20 protein-coding genes are annotated in these 24027 nt (G+C 31.7%); 18 read left to right on the top strand and 2 right to left on the bottom strand.

Annotated features, from left to right (window positions below; genetic code table 11):
- Nucleotides 1-71: 71 nt before the first annotated feature.
- Complete coding sequence (locus tag NST35_RS05175; protein WP_002457849.1) at nt 72-1334, bottom strand: BaiN/RdsA family NAD(P)/FAD-dependent oxidoreductase; 1263 nt, start codon at nt 1332-1334, stop codon at nt 72-74.
- Between the two features lie 271 nt (nt 1335-1605).
- On the opposite strand from NST35_RS05175, the gene NST35_RS05180 reads away from it, so the two are divergent.
- The 7 genes from NST35_RS05180 (at nt 1606) to trmB (ending at nt 8805) form a co-directional block, all read left to right on the top strand.
- On the top strand, nt 1606-3267 hold the full coding sequence (locus NST35_RS05180; protein WP_002457848.1) for a putative polysaccharide biosynthesis protein: 1662 nt from the start codon (nt 1606-1608) through the stop codon (nt 3265-3267).
- Nucleotides 3264-3956 (top strand): pseudouridine synthase, encoded by a 693-nt coding sequence (locus NST35_RS05185; RefSeq protein ID WP_002500675.1) that lies wholly within the window; start codon nt 3264-3266, stop codon nt 3954-3956. The genes NST35_RS05180 and NST35_RS05185 overlap by 4 nt, the downstream gene beginning before the upstream one ends.
- A gap of 17 nt (nt 3957-3973) precedes the next feature.
- Complete coding sequence (locus NST35_RS05190; protein WP_002457847.1) at nt 3974-4402, top strand: YtxH domain-containing protein; 429 nt, start codon at nt 3974-3976, stop codon at nt 4400-4402.
- Between the two features lie 302 nt (nt 4403-4704).
- The gene (pepV, locus tag NST35_RS05195) at nt 4705-6114 is read left to right on the top strand and encodes a dipeptidase PepV (RefSeq protein WP_002457846.1); all 1410 of its coding nucleotides are present in this window, start codon (nt 4705-4707) and stop codon (nt 6112-6114) included.
- Between the two features lie 3 nt (nt 6115-6117).
- Nucleotides 6118-6966, top strand: coding sequence for a D-amino-acid transaminase (gene dat / locus NST35_RS05200; protein ID WP_002457845.1), 849 nt, complete (start codon nt 6118-6120; stop codon nt 6964-6966).
- Nucleotides 6967-7352: 386 nt separating this feature from the next.
- On the top strand, nt 7353-8144 hold the full coding sequence (locus tag NST35_RS05205; RefSeq protein ID WP_002457844.1) for a phosphotransferase family protein: 792 nt from the start codon (nt 7353-7355) through the stop codon (nt 8142-8144).
- Nucleotides 8145-8157: 13 nt separating this feature from the next.
- Complete coding sequence (gene trmB / locus NST35_RS05210) at nt 8158-8805, top strand: tRNA (guanosine(46)-N7)-methyltransferase TrmB (protein ID WP_002457843.1); 648 nt, start codon at nt 8158-8160, stop codon at nt 8803-8805.
- 159 nt (nt 8806-8964) lie between these two features.
- Here trmB and NST35_RS05215 read toward each other — a convergent pair whose 3' ends face one another.
- On the bottom strand, nt 8965-9279 hold the full coding sequence (locus tag NST35_RS05215) for a peptidase (RefSeq protein WP_002457842.1): 315 nt from the start codon (nt 9277-9279) through the stop codon (nt 8965-8967).
- An 84-nt stretch (nt 9280-9363) separates the two neighbouring features.
- On the opposite strand from NST35_RS05215, the gene NST35_RS05220 reads away from it, so the two are divergent.
- The 11 genes from NST35_RS05220 (at nt 9364) to NST35_RS05270 (ending at nt 23965) form a co-directional block, all read left to right on the top strand.
- Entirely contained in the window at nt 9364-10449 is a 1086-nt protein-coding gene (locus NST35_RS05220; protein ID WP_002457841.1) for a M42 family metallopeptidase, read from the top strand.
- A 5-nt stretch (nt 10450-10454) separates the two neighbouring features.
- On the top strand, nt 10455-10766 hold the full coding sequence (locus NST35_RS05225) for a thioredoxin family protein (protein ID WP_002446698.1): 312 nt from the start codon (nt 10455-10457) through the stop codon (nt 10764-10766).
- Nucleotides 10767-10903: 137 nt separating this feature from the next.
- Entirely contained in the window at nt 10904-11758 is an 855-nt protein-coding gene (locus NST35_RS05230; RefSeq protein ID WP_002457840.1) for a DUF1444 domain-containing protein, read from the top strand.
- Between the two features lie 22 nt (nt 11759-11780).
- Nucleotides 11781-12377 (top strand): YtpR family tRNA-binding protein, encoded by a 597-nt coding sequence (gene ytpR / locus NST35_RS05235; RefSeq protein WP_002457839.1) that lies wholly within the window; start codon nt 11781-11783, stop codon nt 12375-12377.
- Nucleotides 12378-12397: 20 nt separating this feature from the next.
- Nucleotides 12398-15907 carry a DNA translocase FtsK gene (locus NST35_RS05240; RefSeq protein ID WP_002457838.1) on the top strand — a complete coding sequence of 1170 codons (3510 nt, stop codon included), beginning with the start codon at nt 12398-12400 and terminating at the stop codon, nt 15905-15907.
- Between the two features lie 20 nt (nt 15908-15927).
- Nucleotides 15928-17241 carry a UDP-N-acetylmuramate--L-alanine ligase gene (gene murC / locus NST35_RS05245; protein ID WP_002457837.1) on the top strand — a complete coding sequence of 438 codons (1314 nt, stop codon included), beginning with the start codon at nt 15928-15930 and terminating at the stop codon, nt 17239-17241.
- 74 nt (nt 17242-17315) lie between these two features.
- Nucleotides 17316-17807, top strand: a complete 492-nt coding sequence (locus NST35_RS05250) for a DUF948 domain-containing protein (RefSeq protein WP_001830868.1) — start codon at nt 17316-17318, stop codon at nt 17805-17807.
- Between the two features lie 77 nt (nt 17808-17884).
- Nucleotides 17885-19108, top strand: a complete 1224-nt coding sequence (locus NST35_RS05255) for a hypothetical protein (RefSeq protein ID WP_002457836.1) — start codon at nt 17885-17887, stop codon at nt 19106-19108.
- Between the two features lie 434 nt (nt 19109-19542).
- Complete coding sequence (locus NST35_RS05260) at nt 19543-20634, top strand: bifunctional 3-deoxy-7-phosphoheptulonate synthase/chorismate mutase (protein WP_002457835.1); 1092 nt, start codon at nt 19543-19545, stop codon at nt 20632-20634.
- 255 nt (nt 20635-20889) lie between these two features.
- The gene (gene ccpA / locus NST35_RS05265; protein WP_002446692.1) at nt 20890-21879 is read left to right on the top strand and encodes a catabolite control protein A; all 990 of its coding nucleotides are present in this window, start codon (nt 20890-20892) and stop codon (nt 21877-21879) included.
- 418 nt (nt 21880-22297) lie between these two features.
- Complete coding sequence (locus tag NST35_RS05270) at nt 22298-23965, top strand: formate--tetrahydrofolate ligase (RefSeq protein WP_002457834.1); 1668 nt, start codon at nt 22298-22300, stop codon at nt 23963-23965.
- Nucleotides 23966-24027: the final 62 nt, after the last annotated feature.

The raw sequence follows: 24027 nt of genomic DNA on the forward strand, positions 1-24027 counted from the left end.
AATTGCTATAAAGTATTTGATTATTATCAAGTACTTTATAGCTTATGCTAATTTGTATTATATTAATAAAATTATTTGTTTTTATCTATTTTAAATTCACCGGCAAACATTCCAGCAACATGACCCGTAACTAATGCACTTGTTATATTATAACCTCCAGTGTATCCATGAATATCTAGGACTTCGCCACATAAAAATAATCCTGGCACTAATTTGGACATCATAGTTTTGGGTTCTATTTCTTTTAAAGAAATACCGCCACCTGTCACAAAAGCTTTGTCTAATGGAAGTGTACCATCTACTGTAAAGGTAAAAGTCTTTAGAAGATTAACAAAAGTTTGAAACTGTTGGTTTGATAAATGATGTGCAGTCATTTCATCATGAATACCAGATTGTTCGAGAATAAATAATAAATATCGCTCTTCTATTATTCCACGCAAGCTATTTTTAATATATTTATCTGGTTCTGCTTTAAGTATTTTTCTCACTTTTTGAAATAGTTGATCTACGTTTAGTTCAGGGAAAACATCTAATTGCATTTGGATATTTTTCTTTTTTTGATTTTTCTGCTCTTTATAAACAAACTGACTGCATCTAAGAGCAGCAGGACCACTAATTCCAAAATGTGTGAATATCATATCCATTTGATGACTTACTCTTTTTTTACCATTTTTCTTTAAAACCGATAAATTAACATCTTTTAAACTTAACCCTTTTAAGCGATTTGATTTGATAAAAGTTTCTGAAGAAGTGATAGGTACTTCAGTAGGGAATAATTCTGTTATAGAATGACCTAGAGATTTTGCAAATTTGTAACCATCTCCAGTAGAACCGGTTTGAGGCACTGATGTACCTCCTGTAGCAATAATTAAACTGTGACTTTCAAATTCACCTATTTGTGTTTTAACTTTAAAATTATGGTCATACGAAACACTGACAACTGGTGTTTCTTCCTTAATCTCAACATGATTCTCTTTGAGCTGGTTAATAAGCACATCAACAACATCTTGAGATTTATTTGAAACTGGGAACATTCTACCATGATCTTCTTCTTTGAGTTTGACTCCACGGGTTTCAAAAAAATTTATAATAGAAAGATTATCAAAAACTGAAAAAGGGCTATATAAGAATTTACCATTACCCGGAATATTTTTTATGATTTCATCATACGGAAGTCTATTAGTTACGTTGCAACGACCACCACCTGAGATTTTTAGTTTTCGTCCAAGACCTTTTTTCTTTTCGATTAATAAAACTGATTCATTTTTTTCACTTGCAGCAACTGCAGCCATAGCCCCACTAGGGCCGCCTCCGATAACAATTGTTTGATACATAATGATAACCTCCACACTTTTTTATCTTAATTATTGTAAATGGAATAGGATGACAGAGCTTAAGATAATAATTATAATATAAAACTTGGCAAATAATATTAAAATTGAAGTTGAGAGTCTTTTAAAGTCATATCGATTTTAATTAAAGTTATCTTTATAGGACAAACAACTATTATTTTGTGATATATTTTAAAGTAATGCAAGATAATGTGTTTAACAGTAAAAATAGAACTGACAAGCATTAATAATTATTAAGATAGGAAGATAGGTTATGAGTGAAAGTAAAGAAATGGTTCGTGGAACCTTTTTAATTACAATAAGTATTTTAATTACAAAAGTATTAGGTGTCTTATTTATTATTCCGTTTACTGCTTTAATAGGTGGACAAGCCAACATGGCACCTTTTACTTATGCTTATGCACCATACAATATAGCTATAGCTATAGCAACAGCAGGTGTTCCGCTTGCCGCGTCAAAATATGTTGCTAAATATAATGCACTGGGTGCATATAAGGTCAGTCAGAAGTTTTATAAATCAAGTTTTGTAGTCATGAGTATTACTGGTATTGTAGGTTTCCTAGTTTTATATTTATTAGCACCATACATAGCCGAACTAACTTTATCACGTAATACTCATGGTAAGAATGGGTGGACAGTTGCTGATATCACTTGGATTATTAGAATAATAAGTATGGTAGTTATATTTATTCCAGTTCTCGCAACTTGGAGAGGTATATTTCAAGGATACAAATCGATGGGACCTACTGCAGTATCAGAAGTTACAGAACAAATTGCAAGAATTGTATTTATTTTAGTAGGTAGTTATTTAACGCTCAATGTATTTGGAGGTACAGTTCTTCAGGCGAACGGTATTGCAACGTTTGCAGCGGCAATAGGTGCAATCGCAGGAATACTTACATTATGGTATTACTGGATTAAAAGAAGAAATAATATTAAAAATATGGTCGACTCAGATACAGCAAATTTAAATGTTTCATACGGGAAAATGTACAAAGAAATTATTGCTTATAGCATTCCATTTGTCATAGTAAGTTTGAATTTTCCACTATTTAATTTGGTTGATCAGTTTACTCATAATGGTGCGCTTAACCTTGTAGGTGTCAAACCTGGTTTGCAAGATATATTCTTTAACATGTTAAACATGTCTACAAACAAAATTGTAATGATTCCAACATCATTAAGTGCTGGATTTGCCGTCAGTTTAATACCATTTATAACTAAAACCTATGAAGAAGGTAGATATGCAGAGATGCATCGACAAATTAGAACTTCGATTGGAGTTTTAATGTTTATTACTGTTCCAGCTAGTATTGGGATCATGGCATTAGCGCAACCTTTATTCACAGTATTTTATGGTTTTGATCCAGTTGTTCACGGTCACGATCCAAATTTCGATGGAAGTAGATTATTATTTTACTATGCTCCTGTTGCAATTTTAATTTCATTATTAAGTGTTACAGCATCAATGTTACAGGGTATCGATAAACAAAAATTAACGGTTTTTGTTATTTTAGGATCTGTTTTAATTAAATTAATTCTGAATTATCCTTTAATTATGTTATTACACACACCTGGCGCTGTATTAAGTACAGCAATAGCTTTATTATTTGCAATTTGTTGCAATTTCTATATTCTTAAAAAATACGCAAACTTTAAATTTAGTTACAGTTGGATACATTTAGCTAAGATTATTCTAATTTCAATCATCATGATGATTGGGGTTGAGGTGATTTTCTTCATTTTAAGATTATTCTTGGAACCAACTAGATTTAATTACTTGATTATTGTTGCAATTGGTGTCATTGTAGGAGCAATCATTTATGGTGGTATTACAATCAAGACTAGATTAGCTGATGAATTTTTAGGTGATATTCCCACTAAAATAAGACGTAAAGTGAAGATATTGCGATGAGATTAGATAAATTTCTAGCTAATATGGGCGTTGGAACGCGATCAGAAGTTAAACAGTTACTCAAAAAAGGAGCTGTTAAGGTCAACCAAAATAAAGTTAAGTCACCTAAACTTCATGTTAATCCTAATTCTGATGAGATAATGGTAAATGATGAAGTAGTAAGTTATATTGACAAAGTGTATATCATGTTAAACAAACCAAAAGGTTATATTTCAGCTACAGAGGATGAGTTGCATCCTACTATTATTGATTTGATACCTGAATACGCACATTTAAATATTTTTCCGGTCGGACGTTTGGACAAAGATACAGAAGGATTACTCCTTGTTACAAATGATGGGCAGTTTAATCATGAAGTAATGAATCCCAATAAGCATGTTTCAAAGACTTATGAAGTCTATTCAAAACACCCAATAACTCAATTCGATATTGATAAATTTAAATCCGGAATAGAATTATCAGATGGAAAATTAAAGCCTGCAATTTTAAAGAAAGTTGATGATTATGTATCACATGTAACCATTTACGAAGGAAAATATCATCAAGTTAAAAGAATGTTTCATAGTATCGAAAATGAGGTATTAGAATTGAAACGCATAAAGATTGCTGAACTAGAACTAGACTATAATTTAGATTTAGGTAGTTATCGTTTGTTAACACAATTGGATTTTGATAACCTTAAATACTAACAAAGGAGAGATGTAAAATGGGAAAAAGTACTAATTTATTTAAAGTTGCATTAGGCATTGGTGGTGCTATTACTGCTGTAGCATTATCACGTAAAGAAAGTCGAGATAAACTTAAACAAGAATATAATAAATATAAAGAAGATCCTGAATCATATAAATCTAGCGCTAAAGATTTAGCAACTCAAATAGGTAATAAAGCTAATGAAACAATTCAAGAAGTTAAGAAGAACCCTAAAGACTATGTTGAACGTATCAAAAGTAATCCTAAAGAATTTTTAGAAGAAGAAAAGTCTAAAATTATTGGCAAAAATGATCAGACTCAAGATGATATCGAAGAAGGAAAATTCGATGCTGAAGGTGGCGCAACTGCAAATAATAATTTAAGAGTTGTTACTGAAGATGACTTAAAAAATAATAAAAATGCATTACAAGATAAAAAAGAATAGTTATACATTTTAACTTTAGTGGAACAGAATTTGAATTCGTTGTTCCATAGCGATAACAAAGATTAGTTTTAAACATAAGCGTTATAAGTTTATTTTCAATCCGTTTATCGATTGTTAAGAATAAGAGAAGTCTAGGACATTAACTTGTACCTAGGCTTTTTTATATTTTTTAAACTATAAGTTAATCTTTTAGTCGCAACTTATTAATAAAAATTAAGTTATTTTTCTGACATCTTACTGTAGTTTCTTTTAAACATCATGTAAAATGGAACATAACTTAGAAAAAAGGAAGTTGATCTCGAATGTGGAAAGAAAAGGTTCTAGAGTACGAAAATCAAATGATTGAAGATCTTAAAGGCTTATTATCTATAGAAAGCATCAGAGATGATTCTAAAGCCACAGCTGATGCACCTGTGGGACCAGGACCGAGAGAAGCTCTTGATTACATGTACAAGCTAGGTAAAAGAGATGGTTTTTCAGCGCATGATGTTGATCATATAGCTGGTAGAATTGAAGCTGGTAAAGGAGAAGAGGTATTAGGTATTTTATGTCATGTTGATGTAGTACCCGCAGGCGATGGATGGGATTCAAACCCATTCCAACCAGTAGTGACAGACAATGCAATTATAGCCAGAGGTACACTAGATGATAAAGGGCCAACCATTGCTGCCTATTATGCAGTTAAAATTTTAAATGAGATGAAGGTAGATTGGAAAAAACGTATACACATTATTATCGGAACTGATGAGGAATCAGATTGGAAATGTACAGGCAGATATTTCAAAACAGAAGAAATGCCTGCCTTAGGTTTTGCTCCAGATGCAGAATTCCCAGCTATACATGGTGAAAAAGGTATAACAACCTTTGATTTAGTACAAAATGAAGTGACGGAAGATACAGATGAACCTGACTATGAGTTATTAAAATTTGAATCTGGTCAAAGATACAATATGGTTCCTGATCACGCTAAGGCAGAAGTGCTCGTCAAAGAAAATATGACAGATGTCATTCAAAACTTTGAAAACTTTTTACAACAAAATCAACTGCAGGGTGAAAGTACAGTTGACAGTGGTATTTTAATATTAACAGTTGAAGGCAAAGCAGTTCATGGCATGGATCCATCTTTGGGTGTTAATGCAGGATTGTTTTTACTTAAATTTTTAGCAAGTCTTAATCTAAATAAAAGCGCAAAAGATTTCGTAGAATTCAATGAGCGATACTTATTTGAATCTCACTTTGGTGAAAAAATGGGTATGAAGTTCCATACAGATATTATGGGAGATGTCACTACTAATATCGGGGTTATCAGTTATGATAAAGAAAAAGCAGGCCGTTATGGTGTTAATCTAAGATATCCCGAAGGATTTAAATTTGAAGACGCAATTGAAAGATTTAGAAGCGAAATTAATGAACTAGGTTTTAGCTTAGAACTTGGTAAAGTTCAAAAACCGCATTATGTTGATAAAAATGACCCATTTGTAAAAACACTTGTAAACGCATATAGAAATCAAACAGGTGATATGACTGAACCTTATACGATTGGTGGAGGAACATATGCGAGAAATTTAGATAAGGGTGTCGCATTTGGTGCGATGTTTGCAGATTCAGAAGATTTAATGCATCAAAAAAATGAGTATATAACTAAAAAGCAATTGATCAATGCAACAAGTATTTATTTAGAAGCTATTTACGCTTTATGTGTGGAGGATTAATTTATGACAAAAGTTTTTATAAATGGTGAATTTGTTAATGAAGAGGATGCTAAGGTTTCATACGAAGATCGAGGATACGTGTTTGGGGACGGAATCTATGAATATATCCGTGCATATGATGGGAAATTGTTTACCGTTAAAGAGCATTTTGAAAGATTTTTAAGAAGTGCTGAAGAAATAGGTCTAGATTTAAATTTTACTATCGAGGAATTAATTGAATTAGTACGTCGATTATTAAAAGAAAATAACGTTGTGAATGGCGGTATTTATATACAAGCTACCCGTGGTGCTGCTCCTCGAAATCATTCATTTCCAACACCACCTGTAAAACCTGTTATTATGGCGTTTACGAAAAGTTATGATAGACCTTATGAAGAATTAGAACAAGGTGTTTATGCTATTACAACTGAAGATATTAGATGGTTACGTTGTGATATTAAAAGTTTAAATTTATTAGGTAATGTATTAGCTAAAGAATATGCTGTTAAATATAATGCTGCAGAGGCTATACAACACCGAAGTGATATTGTCACTGAGGGTGCATCTAGTAATGTTTACGCAATTAAAGATGGAGTAATATACACGCATCCAGTCAATAATTTTATATTGAACGGAATTACTCGCCGTGTCATAAAGTGGATAGCAGAGGACGAACAAATACCATTCAAAGAAGAAACATTTACAGTAGAATTTCTTAAGAGTGCTGATGAAGTAATCATTTCTAGTACTTCTGCAGAAGTTATGCCAATTACAAAAATTGATGGTGAAAATGTTAAAGATGGACAAGTTGGTACTATAACACGCCAATTACAACAAGGATTTGAAAAGTATATTCAATCACATAGTATTTAGAATTTTTAAATTTATAGTTTGAGGATGAAAATTTAAAATAATTGTCTTATTTCACCGAAAATCTGATCTGATAATGTGTTATAATTTATAATAAAGCGATTTAGAAATCAAAGAGACATTAGACTAGTAAAATGTATCTTTTTGTTTCTGATTTTTAGTTGAAATGTAACCCTAAAAATTATAAAATCTTTTATGAGTGATAAATTATGAACGGACTTAAATAAGTCGAATTAAGATGGGACTAAATATTGACTTAAATAGCTCACATAAACTGTTAACAAATTAAATGTAAAGCGTAAAAAACAAACGCTTTGTAAAAATTAGAATATATGGCTCAGAAAAACTATTTCTTGAGCCATTTTCTAGTTGAAAGTGAGGTGAACGTGTTGGAGCAGTTTTATCAGTTAGGGTGGACACTTGATTCAGCAGGAGGTGCTTCTGGTGAAGCATATATGGCTGAACAAGATGGACAAAAATTATTTTTAAAACGCAATTCAAATCCTTTTATTGCTGCGCTATCTGCAGAAGGTATTGTACCTAAACTTGTTTGGACGAAACGTATTGAAACAGGTGAAGTAGTAACAGCTCAGCATTGGAAAAATGGTAGAGAATTAAATGAAGATGAAATGAATCAAACCAGAGTTGCTGAACTACTACATAAAATTCATGGTTCAAGACCTTTATTAACAATGTTAAAGCGTATGGAGATGGAACCTATTACGCCTGAAATTATGTTGAATAAAATTAACGCATCACTTTCAAGAGAAGTTTTAACGCATCATGTTGTGAGAAGAGCTTTAACCTATCTTGAAGATCATATACCGAATTTAGACGCACGTTTCTTTACTGTTGTACATGGAGATGTTAATCATAACAACTGGTTATTATCAGATCGTGATGAACTTTACCTTGTGGATTGGGAAGGTGCAATGATTGCAGACCCAGCGATTGACATTGGTATGCTGCTTTACAATTACGTTCCTCAAAACAAATGGTCTCAGTGGTTTAAAACTTATGGCGTTGAAGAAAGTGTCAATTTGAATAAACGTATGAAATGGTACACAGTTATTCAAGCAATTGGTCTCATTCAGTGGTATGAAGAACAAAAACGCTATAAAGATATGAATACATGGCTGAAATTTTTAAATGAAGTAATGAATAGTAACTTATTTATATAAGGAGTAATTAATGATGAGAGTTCGTTACAAACCGTGGGCCGAAGATTATTTAAAGAACCATCCTGATTTAGTAGACATGGACGGTGCTCACGCTGGTAAAATGTCTGAGTGGTTCGAAAAAGAACAACCGATTTATATTGAAATTGGTTCAGGAATGGGACAATTTATAACAACATTAGCAGCACAATATCCAGAGATTAATTTTGTATCAATGGAACGTGAAAAAAGTGTGATGTACAAAGTTCTTGATAAAACTAAAGAGATGGGCCTAAAAAATTTAAAAATGATTTGTAATGATGCTATTGAGCTTAATGAGTATTTTCAAGATAATGAAATATCTAGAATTTACTTAAATTTTTCAGATCCTTGGCCTAAAAAGCGTCATGCAAAAAGACGTCTAACGTATCATACATACCTTGCATTATATAAACAAATACTTAAAGATGACGGTGAAATTCATTTTAAAACTGATAATCGTGGTTTGTTCGCATTTAGTATAGAAAGTATGTCGCAATTTGGAATGTATTTTACTAAAATGAATTTAAATTTACACGATGAAGATGATGAAGATAATATTGTGACAGAATATGAGAAGAAATTTTCTGAAAAGGGATCTCGTATTTATCGAATGGAAGCTAAATTTCATAAATGTTTTGAATAGAATAAGTAACTTATGATTAATATCAAACCAACTTTTATGTTTAAAATTATCATGAAAGTTGGTTTTTTTACAAAAAGCCCCAAATGATTTTAAATATAAAATCATTTGGGGCGAAGTTATTGTGATAGGGTTTTGTTATTATATAATATCAATTTTGACTCAGAGTTCAATAATGTCAATAATTTGTCCTGACACCGTATCTGCATAAAACTCATAATTAATAAGATGGTCATTTTTTAATACTGTGATGCCACCTTGATATATTGGTTGGTTCTGATTTATATTTTCTAAAACAATTGGTTCTTGCACAATATAGGAACCTTTTACTTCTCTAAAATAAGTTTTGACTTCATTAAGTAATAATTCGGCGTTATACAGTTTTTTCTTCGTCAAAAAAATGAGAGAAAAGATTAATATTAAAAAAGCTGTAGAAAAAAATAATATGGTTATTTTTTTAAAATTAACTGACTTCATCACAAATTCTCCTCTTACATAATTCATATCATTAGTTTACCATATTGAAGATGATATAATTAAGCATAAGGAGTGAGAATTTATATGACTATTGATAACTCAAAAACATTGGAACGAATTAAAATATTAACAGAACTTCATGGAACACCCGGTTTTGAAGATGAAGTGAGAAGTTATATGAAGAGTGAAATGGAACCGTTCGTGGATAAGTTTATTCAAAATAAGATGGGTGGTTTCTATGGAATAAAAAAATCAAATAAAGAAAATGCACCTCGAGTTATGATAGCAGCACATATGGATGAAATAGGTTTTATGATTACTCATATTAATGATAATGGAATGATTCAATTTACGAATTTAGGTGGCGTAGCTAATGATATTTGGCAAGGGCAAAGGTTAAAGATAAAAAATAGGTGCGGTAAAGAAATTATCGGTGTAGTTGCTAATATTCCTAAACATTTTAGAACAGGAAATGAAAGCATACCTCAAATCAAAGATTTAATGTTAGATATTGGTGCCTCTTCATCAGAAGAAGTACGCAATCGGGGTGTGGAGGTTGGTGATACGATAGTTCCTCACACAATAATGACTCAGTTGTCAAATAACAGATATAGCGCGAAAGCCTGGGACAATAGATATGGTTGTGTCTTAGCTATTGAGATATTAGAATTATTAAAAGACGTTCAACTAGATGTTGATTTATATGTTGGTGCCAATGTACAAGAAGAAGTTGGTCTTAGAGGAGCTAAAGCTGCCGCAAAGCAAATTAATCCTGATATTGCATTCGTTGTCGATTGTTCCCCTGCAAATGATATCAAAGGTAAACAACAACTTTCTGGTATGTTAGGGGAGGGGACTTTAATTCGTATCAAAGATGGTACTATGATACTTAAACCAATATTTAGAGATTATCTCCTTAAGCTAGCACAAGAAAATCAGATTGCATATCAATATTATATATCACCTGGTGGTACAGATGGTGGGGAGATTCATAAAGCGAATGAAGGTATACCAACAGCTGTTATTGGAGTGTGTGCACGCTATATTCATAGTACAGATGCGGTGTTTGATATTAGAGATTATTTTGCTGCACGTCACTTGTTAAAAGAAAGTATTCTTCATTTAACAAGTGAACAAATTCAACAATTACAATATGGAAAGGAAATTTGACATTTATGATTAAACTTGAATCAGAACAACAATTTGAAGAATTAAAAAAAGGGTATACAGTATTTGAATTCACTGCTGAATGGTGTCCAGATTGTAAGGTGATTGAACCGGATTTACCTAAATTAGAGAAAAAATACAGTCAATTACAATTTGTGTCTGTAGATAGAGATCAATTTATAGATATTTGTGTTCAAAATGATATTTTAGGTATTCCTAGTTTTCTTATCTTTAAAGAAGGTCAACTTTTAGGAAGTTATATAGGTAAAGAGAGAAAATCAATTGATCAAATTGATCAATTTCTATCTCAACACATTTAATAATTAGTCAGAAAATGACTCAGCAAATCTACATTAATTTATAATAACAAATTAATGTGATTATCTGAGTTTTTTCTGTTAACTCAACATTATTTATTGTAAACTGTAAAAAGGTGCGAAAATAGGGAGTGTTAATAATGAATGTCTTCCAAATGAGAGATAAATTGAAAGCGCGTTTAAAACAATTAGACGTAGAATTCAAGTTTGATAGAGAAGAAGAAACGTTACGTATTGTAAGAATTGACAATCACAAAGGTGTAACGATTAAACTTAACGCTATCGTCGCAAAATACGAAGAACAAAAAGAAAAGATTATAGATGAAATTTGTTATTATGTCGAGGAAGCAATCGCTCAGATGGGTGATGAAGAGATAAATAATGTTGAGGACATACAAATTATGCCGGTTATAAGAGCTACAAGTTTCGATAAAGAAACTAAAGAAGGTCATGCATTTGTGTTAACAGAACATACTGCTGAAACTAATATATATTACGCTCTTGATTTAGGAAAATCTTATCGGCTAATAGATGAAAATATGTTACAAACATTAAATTTAACTGCTCAACAAGTGAAAGAAATGTCACTATTTAATGTTCGTAAGTTAGAGTGTCGCTATAGTACGGATGAAGTTAAAGGTAATATTTTTTACTTCATCAACACAAATGATGGATATGATGCAAGTCGTATTTTAAATACTTCTTTTTTAAATCATATTCAACACCAATGTGAAGGTGAAATGCTTGTTGGTGTGCCACATCAAGATGTATTAATTCTTGCGGATATTAGAAATAAAACAGGTTATGATGTTATGGCTCATTTGACTATGGAATTCTTTACTAAAGGACTTGTTCCGATTACTTCTTTATCATTTGGTTATGATAACGGACATCTAGAGCCAATATTTATTTTGGGAAAAAATAATAAACAAAAAAGAGACCCTAACGTTATTCAACGTTTAGAAGCTAACAGAAAAAAATTCAAAAAAGATTAATGAAAGAAATGGAGTTTTATAAATGAACTTATTTTACAATCCTAAAGGTGTTGGAGATGTTGCATTTATTCAAATTGAACCTTCAGTTGGCCCTTTTGAATATGAGCAAAAACAGAGTGTGGTAGAAATAAAAAAAGAAAATAAGGTCGTAGGTTATAATATATTTCGTGTGTCTAACAATGTGACAATAAATGATAATGGACATATTAAACTAACTACTGAATTAATCAAAGATTTCCAACAACTAATTACTGAAGCAGGTTTTGATTATCAACTTGATACTGATGTATCGCCTAAATTTGTAGTGGGTTACGTAGAAACTAAAGAAAAACACCCTAATGCAGACAAACTAAGTGTGTTAAATGTAAATGTTGGTACTGAAAAACTTCAAATTGTTTGTGGGGCTCCAAATGTAGAATCTGGTCAGAAGGTCGTTGTTGCAAAAGTTGGAGCCGTTATGCCAAGTGGCATGGTAATCAAAGATGCCCAATTACGTGGGGTGGATTCTAGTGGTATGATTTGCTCAATGAAAGAATTAAATTTGCCTAATGCTCCTAAAGAAAAAGGAATTATGGTACTTAATGATGACTATGATATTGGTCAGGCATTTTTTGAATAATTAAGAAAGGTAGTGTAATTATGAGCTGGTTTGATAAATTATTTGGCGATGACAACGGTTCGAATGACGATTTGTTACGCAAAAATAAAAATAGACGTCAGTCTCAGCAATCAAAACAAAATAATCAAGACTCATTACTGCCTCAAAATAATGATATTTATAGTCGACCAAGAGGTAAATTTAGATTCCCTATACAAGTTTCTGAAAATGAATATACGCAAAAAAATGAAAGTTATAATGAACATAGCCAAAAAGAAACAAATGATACGATGAGTTCATATAACCAGCATGATAACCTTGATTTTGATTCTTCTGGTAAAAGACATCGACGCCGTCGCCAAGCGTATTCAAAACACAATCAATCTAAGATTACACAGCAAAAGCAATTTGCAGATAATAATTATACAAATAATAACAGTGTTTTTAATCAAAACGACAATCAGAAATCTTCACAACAACGCAAATCAATACAATCTGAAAATATTAAAAACAAAGCAAACACTAAGAATACGTCGACATCTCCTGAATTTACATATTTAAATCATAGTTTTAAATCAAGTGAGGTACCCTCAGCGATTTTTGGTACAAAAAAACGAAGACCGATTGAAAATGGTGTCATACCACCAGAACATAAGGAATTAAATGATAAAGAGATTGTTCAAAAGGATGAAGTCTCACATTCAACGAAATCAATAGATGCGTCAATAAATGTTTCTAATACTAACGATGATAATGTTGAAAAAAATAAACAGAAAAAACAACAAACAACTGCTCAAACTGAGTCATCATCAGAAAATATTCATAATGTTGAAAAGTCAAATTATCAAACTACTAAGCGTAAAACACCAAATTATTCTAAAGTAGATAATACGATTAATATTGAAAACATCTATGCTTCACAAATTGTAGAAGAAATCAGAAGAGAAAGAGAACGTAAAGTTCTTCAGAAACGACGTTTTAAGAAAGCCTTACAACAAAAACGTCAACAAAATCAACAGTCAGAAGAAGATTCAATTCAAAAAGCTATTGATGAAATGTATGCGAAGCAAGCCCAACATTATACAGGCGAAAGTTCATTGGATTTAGAAAATGAAAGCAATCAAGATTCGTCACCTAATAGCTTTGAGAAACAAACAAACAGCAGCGACATAGACAATAAAGAAGCGAAAAATAATGCACCTTCATTTAACTACGAAGAAATTGACTTAGATGTGACATCAGATGTATATAAAGTTAATGAAGAAGAAACTGAATCAAAAATTGATGAAGATTTAGTATCATCTAATCATTATCATTCTAATGATGATTCGGAAGTAGAAGATGCCGAATATCACGAATTAGATGATAACCGACAACAAAACCAAAGTAAGTCCCAAGAGAATATAATTAGTTCAGAATCAATTAATTCAAATATGTATGATAATGCAATCAGTTCAAGTGTAGATAATGACACTGAAAGAGCTAAACCAAATGAGGATAAAAATGATACAGAAATTATACACTTAGATGAAACAACAAGTGCAAAAGCTAGTGACGAGAAGACTGAATCTAATACAAACAATTATTTAGAACAAGATAAGAATGTAAAATTTAAAAATGTAAATTCATCAAAATCTTCAAATTCTGATACAGGTCAAACAAGAAAACAACGTTTTGGTGGTAGTAGACCATTTAATGTTTTAATGACACCATCAGATAAAAAGAGAATGATGGATCAAAACCGCAAAAAAGTAAGTGTTCCAGAGCTTAAACCTGAAAAACAGGCGAATGCAAATCATAGAAAAGACAGGGAATCTAATAAATCTGAAGAATTTAAACAAATCAATACTAATAGAAAAACGGATTCTAATAGTAATGAAGCTAATGGCATTGAGCATGATATTAATTCAGCAAGTGATAATCGCGTACATGAAACATCATCCAAACAACACGATGAGCAAATACAAAAGCTACAAGATGATTTTCATTTTGAGAACCCAAACCATGCTAAAACTAACAATTCAAATGAAACTGGCAATCAAAGTAATATAAGTCATTCAAAACGGTCGCAATATTCAACAAATGAAAGTGAAAATATTGATACACAAACTTCAAATTCAAGTACATCAAATCAAAATTTTCAACGTATTCGTAAAGGCCCGAATATTAAATTGCCGAGCTATCAATTATTGGAAGAACCAGAACCACATGAAAAAGATCAAGATTGGATAGATAATAAAAAGCAAGAATTAAATGACGCATTATATTATTTCAACGTGCCTGCGGAAGTGAAAAATGTAACAGAAGGACCGAGTGTTACTCGATTCGAATTATCTGTTGAAAAAGGTGTTAAAGTATCAAGAATCACTGCATTACAAGATGATATAAAAATGGCTTTAGCTGCTAAAGATATTAGAATTGAAGCACCAATTCCAGGTACAAGTTTAGTAGGTATTGAAGTGCCAAATCAAAATCCTACGAAAGTGAATTTAAGGTCAATTATTGAATCTCCTAAATTTAAAAATACAGAGTCCAAACTTACGGTTGCAATGGGATATCGAATTAATAATGAACCTTTATTGATGGATATCGCTAAAACGCCTCATGCACTTATCGCTGGTGCTACAGGGTCAGGCAAATCAGTATGTATCAATAGTATCTTAATGTCTTTACTTTATAAAAATCATCCAGAAGAATTGCGTTTATTACTCATTGATCCGAAAATGGTAGAACTTGCACCGTATAACGATTTACCACATCTTGTATCACCCGTAATAACAGATGTAAAAGCAGCTACACAAAGTTTAAAATGGGCTGTTGAAGAAATGGAAAAACGTTATAAATTGTTTGCTCAATATCATGTCAGAAATATTACTGCTTTCAATAAAAAAGCAACTTATGAGCAAAGAATGCCTAAAATTGTTATAGTTATTGATGAGTTAGCTGATCTCATGATGATGGCACCACAAGATGTAGAACAATCAATTGCACGTATAGCTCAAAAAGCTCGAGCTTGTGGTATCCATATGTTAGTTGCTACACAACGACCATCAGTGAATGTAATTACTGGTCTTATTAAAGCTAATATACCTACTAGAATAGCATTTATGGTTTCATCGAGTGTTGATTCTAGAACGATTTTAGACAGTGGTGGCGCTGAAAGATTATTAGGTTATGGTGATATGCTTTATCTAGGTAGCGGTATGAATAAACCTATACGTGTTCAAGGTACATTTGTTTCAGATGACGAAATAGATGAAGTTGTTGACTTTATTAAGCAACAGCGTGATCCTGAATATTTATTTGAAGAAAAAGAACTATTAAAGAAAACACAAACTCAAGCACAAGACGATTTATTTGATGATGTATGTGAGTTTATGGTTGAAGAGGGACATATTTCTACTTCTCTTATCCAAAGACATTTCCAAATTGGTTATAACAGAGCGGCAAGAATTATCGATCAGCTAGAACAATTAGGATATATTTCAGGTGCTAATGGTTCTAAACCAAGGGATGTTTATATTACAGAAGCGGATTTAAATAAAGAATAAAATGAGTAAGGAGTATTGAAATGACACACTATCATTTTGTCGGAATTAAAGGCTCAGGCATGAGTTCATTAGCACAAATCATGCATGACCTTGGTCATGAAGTACAAGGTTCAGACATAGAATCTTACGTTTTTACAGAAGTTGCCTTAAGAAATAAAGGGATAAAAATCTTACCCTTTGACGCAAATAATATTACAAAAGAAATGGTTGTCATCCAAGGTAATGCATTTCCTGATAATCATGAAGAAATTGTTAAAGCACATGAATTAAAGCTTGATGTCATTAAGTATCATGACTTTCTTGGTCATGTTATAAATCAATATACATCTGTTGCTGTTACAGGCGCACACGGTAAAACGTCTACAACTGGTTTGCTATCACATGTGATGAATGGAGATAAAAAGACCTCATTCCTAATCGGTGATGGTACAGGTATGGGACTACCAGGAAGTGACTATTTTGCTTTTGAGGCTTGTGAATACCGTAGGCACTTCTTAAGTTATCATCCTGATTATGCAATTATGACTAATATTGATTTTGACCATCCAGATTATTTTAAAAATATCGATGATGTTTATGATGCATTCCAACATATGGCGTTAAATGTTAAAAAAGGAATTATTGCTTGGGGTGATGATGAATATTTACGTAAATTAGATGTGGATATTCCGGTTTATTATTATGGCTTTAAAGAAACAGATGACATCTATGCTAAAAATATTCAAATTACTGAAAAGGGTACGCAATTTGATGTATATATTCAAGGTGAATTTTATGATCAATTCTTATCCCCACAATTTGGAAATCACAACATTCTAAACGCACTTGCTGTAATAGCAATTAGTTATTTAGAAGACATGAATGTAGAGAATATTAAAGAAGCCCTGATAACATTTGGTGGTGTAAAACGTCGTTTTAATGAAACAAAAGTATCAAATCAAGTATTAGTAGACGATTATGCACACCATCCAAGAGAAATTAGTGCTACAATTGAGACAGCGCGAAAAAAATATCCACAAAAAGATGTTGTTGCCGTTTTTCAACCACATACGTTTTCAAGAACTCAAGCATTTTTAAACGAATTTGCTGAGAGTTTAAGTAAGGCAGACCAAGTATTTTTATGTGAAATATTCGGTTCAATAAGAGAAAATACGGGAGATTTAACTATAAAAGATTTAATCAATCGTATTGACGGCTCGACGCTTATAGATGAAAATAGTATTGACGTATTAGAAAAATTTGATAACGCTGTAATTTTATTTATGGGCGCAGGTGACATTCAAAAGTTACTAAAAGCTTATTTTGAAAAATTAGGCGTAAAAAATGATTTTTAATATGTTTATATAAAAGCATCATGGGTATTAAATATTAATGACTTTTATTTTATGGTAATTAGGAGGCGTTTTTAATGGATTGGATTTTACCAATTGCAGGAATCATCGCTGCGATAGCGTTTTTAATTCTATGTATCGGTATCGTCGTGGTACTTATTTCTGTTAAAAAGAATTTAGACTATGTGGCTAAAACACTGGATGGTGTTGAAGGCCAAGTTCAAGGTATTACTCGTGAAACGACTGATTTACTTCATAAAGTGAATCGCTTAACTGAAGATATTCAAGGTAAAGTTGATCGTTTAAATTCTGTAGTTGATGCTGTTAAGGGCATTGGAGACTCAGTACAAAACTTAAATGGATCTGTAGATAGAGTTACAAACTCAATTACGCACAATATTTCTCAAAATGAAGATAAAATTTCTCAAGTTGTACAGTGGTCAAATGTTGCAATGGAGATTGCTGACAAATGGCAAAACAGATACAATCGTAGAGGAAGTGCAAACTACAAAACAAACACTGTAGCAGATGATGCAAATCATAGCTACAATTCTCGTGTTAATAAATAATTAATACTATTTAATGACAAATGCACTTAAATGAGGCTTTTACTTATTTAAGTGCTTTTGTTTTAGGAGGAAAGTTTATGAAACATTATAATCGTGATAATTTCGAGAAAAGCCATACAAGCGAAGAATTGTATCATCGCTCATCTCGTTCACAATCTAACTCATTGAAACGCAAGGATTTCGTAGTTAGTTTCATAGCAAGTGCGATAGTAGGTTCTGCTGTTGGATTGTACTATAAAAATAAAATATATAAAAAAACGGATGAATTGAAAGAAAAAGAACAAGATTTACGCAGTAAAGTTGAAGACTATAAACAACGAGCGGAAGATACAATGTTTTCTGTTAAATCTAAAGTTGAGCAATTAAAAAATGATTCCAAAGATAATATACATGCAGATGAATTACAAGCTCAAAAAGCTGCGATACAACGCGAAACGCATTTAGCGGATGAATCACCGGAAGCTCAAGCAATTCAAGAAGCAAAAAAAGAAACAAAAAAAGCGGATGGTGTGAGACCATCAGCAACAGAATTAGCAGCTCAACAAAATGCGATACAACGCGAAACGCATTTAGCGGATGAATCACCAGAAGCTCAGGCAATTCAAGAAGCTAAAAGTGAAGTTGATTCAAACAATAAAACATCTATGACACACATAGATAGTGAGAAAGAACCTTCTGCTGAAGAAATTGCAATTGCTCAAACGGCAGTTAAAGAAGAAGTATGTAGCCATAATTTAGCAAACCCATCTGCAAGTGTAGAAGATACTAAAAGTAAGTCAGAAACTGAAACAGAAAAATTAGCTGCAGCGGCAAAAGCAAAAAGAGATAAAATAAATAACAATAATAAAGTTGCTAGTAACACGAAAAACCTAATGCAAGAAGAATCTATAAAACATTCAAATAACTCTGATGTTCCAAATCTTGTAACTAATTTAAATCAATCTCAAGCATCAGGTACTAATTCAGATGCTTATCGCTTAGCACAGGCAGCAAAAGAGAAAAAATCTAAGCTCACAAATGGTTCTAAAGAAACACAACTTACAGAATCATTGTTAAAAGAACCATCAATTGCTAAAGCTCAAACAAAATTGAAGCGTATCCCTACACTTATTACTGAATCTAAACAACATTCAAATAATCCACACATCCAAAAAAATGCGAATCAGACTAAAAACATCACAGCAACTAAAGAGGATTCCGAAGGCAAACAGCAACATACACCTAATCAAAACAAACGCAATAAACAACAAAAAGTAGAAAAAACTAGTAGCAAAATTGAAAAACGAACATTTAATGATTAATCTCGAGTGTTAAATATTAACAATGATAAAGAGTACAATGAAGTGTATTGAACATTGTAAAAGTTATATTCTTTATCTACTTAACACGATTTATAAACTATTGTAATTATTATGTTAAATTTTAAATGTAAGTCATTAATTTAAGATATTATTTCACTTTAATTTTAGATATTTAAATAATATCAGACATCTAGAGGTAGGACGACGAATTTATATTCAGTTCGTTCCTATCTCTTTTAACATTTAAATAATATTGGAATGTCATTATTTAATAAATTATTATTTACATAAATTTACAGAAGATTTAGTATTTTCTGTAAATTAACGCTTGAACTATAAATGTGAAATTGTTAAAATTAGATTTGAATATTTTTAATTTTATCGCTTTAAAGTAACATACTTTATGCGGAACTATATCTTAGAGGTGAGTAGAAATGACGAATAAACTAGAACAGTATAGAGAAGAAATTGTTTCCTTAAATGATCAAATATTAGAATTACTATCGAAGCGAGGAGAATTAGCACAGAAAATTGGTGAAGAAAAAATTAAGCAAGGTACACGAGTATATGATCCTCAGCGTGAAAAGGAAATGATTAATCAGCTATTAGATAAAAATAAAGGTCCATTTAACGACAATGTGATTAAGCAATTATTTAAAGAAATTTTTAAAGCCTCTACAGATTTACAAAAATCAGAAAATGAAAAACATCTTTATGTATCACGTAAATTGAAACCTGAAGATACGATTGTTAAATTTGAAAATGGCGGAATCATTGGTGATGGTAATAAATCATTTGTATTTGGTCCTTGTTCTGTAGAATCACAAGAACAAGTTGATGCTGTAGCACAAGATTTGCAGGCTAAAGGTGAGAAATTTATTCGTGGTGGAGCGTTTAAGCCTAGAACTTCTCCTTATGATTTCCAAGGTCTTGGAGTAGAAGGTCTTAAAATTTTGAAAAATGTTAAAGATAAATATAACTTAAATGTAGTAAGTGAAATAGTTAATCCAAATGATTTCGAAATCGCTTCAGATTATTTGGATGTTTTCCAAATTGGTGCTAGAAACATGCAAAATTTTGAGTTGCTTAAAGAAGCTGGTCGTACAGACAAACCTATTTTATTGAAACGTGGTTTATCAGCAACGATAGAAGAATTTATCTATGCAGCTGAATATATTGCTTCACAAGGTAACCGAAATATTATTTTATGTGAGAGAGGTATTCGTACATACGAAAAAGCAACTAGAAATACATTAGATATCTCAGCTGTACCTATTTTAAAGCAAGGAACACATTTACCTGTTATGGTTGATGTAACGCATAGTACAGGTAGAAAAGATATTATGTTACCGACAGCGAAAGCGGCTTTAGCCGTTGGTGCTGATGGAGTTATGGCCGAAGTTCATCCAGATCCTTCTGTTGCTTTAAGTGATGCTGGTCAACAAATGGATCTTAATGAATTCAATCAATTTTATCATGAATTAAAACCACTTGCTGATATGTACAATTCGAAGAAACTGAAATAGTAGATCAATGTATCGTTATACAATTAAATAAGTAATAATTTCCCATAGGTCTATATATTTTGAGCTATGGGAAATTTTATTTATACCAACTCATTAATAAAAAATCACATAAAAAATATTAAATGTAACGAAGTTTTTAACAGAATTGTGACAAAAACATAAAATGATTTCACAAACTATACAAATATGATAAACTTTGAAAATGATATGAAAACACGTTATAATAACAAATAAAACGTTTACAAGGAGGAAATTATGACAGTTACAATTTATGATGTAGCCCGAGAGGCCAGGGTATCAATGGCAACTGTTTCACGTGTAGTAAATGGAAACCAGAATGTTAAACCAGAAACACGTAATAAAGTAAATGAAGTCATTAAAAGGTTAAACTATCGACCTAACGCAGTTGCAAGAGGTCTTGCAAGTAAACGTACAACGACGGTCGGAGTTATTATTCCAGATATTTCAAATGTTTATTACTCTCAACTTGCAAGAGGTTTAGAAGATATTGCAACAATGTACAAATATCACTCAATTATCTCAAACTCAGATAATGATCCAGAAAAAGAAAAAGAAATTTTTAATAATTTATTAAGTAAACAAGTCGACGGTATTATTTTCTTAGGTGGAACTATTTCTGAAGAAATTAAAAGTCTTATTAATCAATCATCTGTACCAGTCGTAGTTTCTGGAACGGATGGTAAGGATGATCATATTGCATCTGTAAATATTGATTTTAAACAAGCAGCCGAAGAAGCAACACAATATCTTATAGAGAAGGGTGCTAAAACTTTTTCTTTAATAGGTGGAGAATATTCTATAAAGGCACAAGATGATGTCTTAGAGGGTCTTAAAAATGTTTTAAGTCAGCATCAACTAAAATTAGACGATACATTACATTTATCTGGCAATGAAAGTTACAAATCAGGTATAAAAACATTTGAACAATTACAATCGAATTTACCAGATGCTGTTCTTTGTATCAGTGATGAGCAAGCAATTGGTATATTACATAGTGCACAAGACGCTGGTGTGAAAGTACCTGAAGATTTACAGATTATTAGCTTTAACAATACACGTTTAGTTGAAATGGTGAGACCACAGTTATCTAGTGTTATTCAACCATTGTATGATATTGGTGCTGTTGGAATGAGATTACTGACTAAATACATGAATGATGAAGAAATTGAAAATCCTAATGTCATATTGCCTCATAGAATAGAATATCGTGGGACAACTCAGTAAAAATAATGAGTGACATATTAGATATCTAGATTAATGCTCTATAGTGAAAAAAATATTTTCATTATAGAGTGTTTTTCATATTCTTTTATTGTATCTAAATCATTCAATTTTTCTATATAAATTCACTTTAACAGATATTACTAAGGAATAACTTTGTAATTGTTCTTGTTAGTACAATTAAATATTTAGTAATTTTATGGATGAATATGACTATCATATTATCAACGAATTACAAGTTTTGTGATTCCTGTAACTTTTGCAAAAATTTCTTATGTATCCAGAATACGAATAGCATGAGTATTTCTTAAATAACGAACTTTTAGTATTAAATATATTAAAATATTCGACATTTAAATGTAAGTCGGTTATCATGATTCATATAACTCGTTAATTATATATAATCAAGGGGCTGAATATTTTGGCACATTTATCAGATTTAGAAATAGCAAACTTATCAAAACTTAAACCAATAAGTGAAATTGCAAGAAAAGTAGGAATTACTGAGGATGCTTTAGAACCATACGGCCACTATAAAGCTAAAATAGATATTAATCAGATACAAGAACAGGAGAAAAAAGGGAAAGTCGTATTAGTAACTGCTATGAGCCCAACACCTGCTGGTGAAGGAAAATCCACAGTAACTGTAGGTTTAGCTGATGCATTTAACAAGTTGAATCATAATGTTACCGTTGCCTTACGAGAACCTGCCTTAGGACCAACTTTTGGTATTAAAGGAGGCGCAACTGGTGGTGGTTATGCTCAAGTACTTCCTATGGAAGATATTAATTTACATTTTAATGGTGATTTTCATGCAATTACTACTGCAAACAATGCACTTTCTGCATTTATCGACAACCACCTACATCAAGGAAATGAATTAGGAATTGATCAACGAAGAATTGAATGGAAACGTGTTTTAGATATGAATGATCGTGCGTTACGTCATGTTAACGTAGGATTAGGTGGTCCAACTCACGGAGTACCTAGAGAAGATGGTTTTAATATAACAGTTGCGTCAGAGATAATGGCTATTTTATGTCTAAGCCGAAATATCAAAGACTTAAAAGAAAAAATAAGTCGAATTACCATTGGTTATACACGTCATCATAAACCGATAACAGTTTCTGATTTGAAAGTAGAAGGTGCATTAACTTTAATACTTAAAGATGCGATTAAACCAAATTTGGTTCAAACAATTGAGGGAACTCCAGCTCTTGTTCACGGAGGCCCTTTTGCCAATATTGCTCATGGTTGTAACTCTATATTAGCAACTGAAACTGCTAGAAACTTATCAGATATTGTTGTGACAGAAGCAGGATTTGGTTCTGATTTAGGTGCCGAAAAGTTTATGAACATTAAAGCTCGCGAAGCAGGTTTTGATCCTTCAGCAGTTGTTGTTGTAGCAACGATTCGTGCTTTAAAAATGCATGGTGGTGTTGCAAAAGACCAACTTCAACATGAGAATATAGAGGCAGTTGAAGCGGGACTCGTTAATCTTGAAAGACATGTGAATAATATTAAAAAATACGGTGTCGAACCCATAGTAGCTTTAAATGCATTTATTCATGATACAGCTTCTGAAACAGCTTGTGTGAAACAATGGGCTAAAGATAATCAAGTACGTATTGCTTTAACAGAAGTATGGGAAAAAGGTGGAGAAGGCGGAATTGAACTTGCTAATCAAGTGTTCGATGTAATGCAGGAAACTCAAAACTTTAAGCCTTTATATGATTTAAAACAACCACTCGAAGCTAAAATTGAAACGATTGTTAAAGAAATTTATGGAGGTTCAAAAGTAAATTTCAGTAGTAAAGCACAAAAGCAATTAAAGCAATTTAAAGAGAATGGCTGGGATGAATATCCGATTTGTATGGCTAAAACTCAATATTCATTTAGTGATGATCAGACATTGTTAGGTGCCCCAAATGATTTTGAAATAACAATTAGAGAACTTGAAGCTAAAACAGGCGCTGGATTCATCGTTGCATTAACAGGTGCTATAATGACTATGCCTGGTTTACCGAAGAAACCAGCTGCACTAAATATGGATGTTACTGATGATGGTAAAGCAATAGGTCTTTTCTAAGAAAATAAAAAAGAGAGTGAGTCAGTGTTGTTAATAAATATTGCTCGCTCTCTTTTTATTAC

The organism is Staphylococcus sp. FSL W8-0304, from assembly GCF_038006565.1.
GTDB lineage: Bacteria > Bacillota > Bacilli > Staphylococcales > Staphylococcaceae > Staphylococcus > Staphylococcus epidermidis.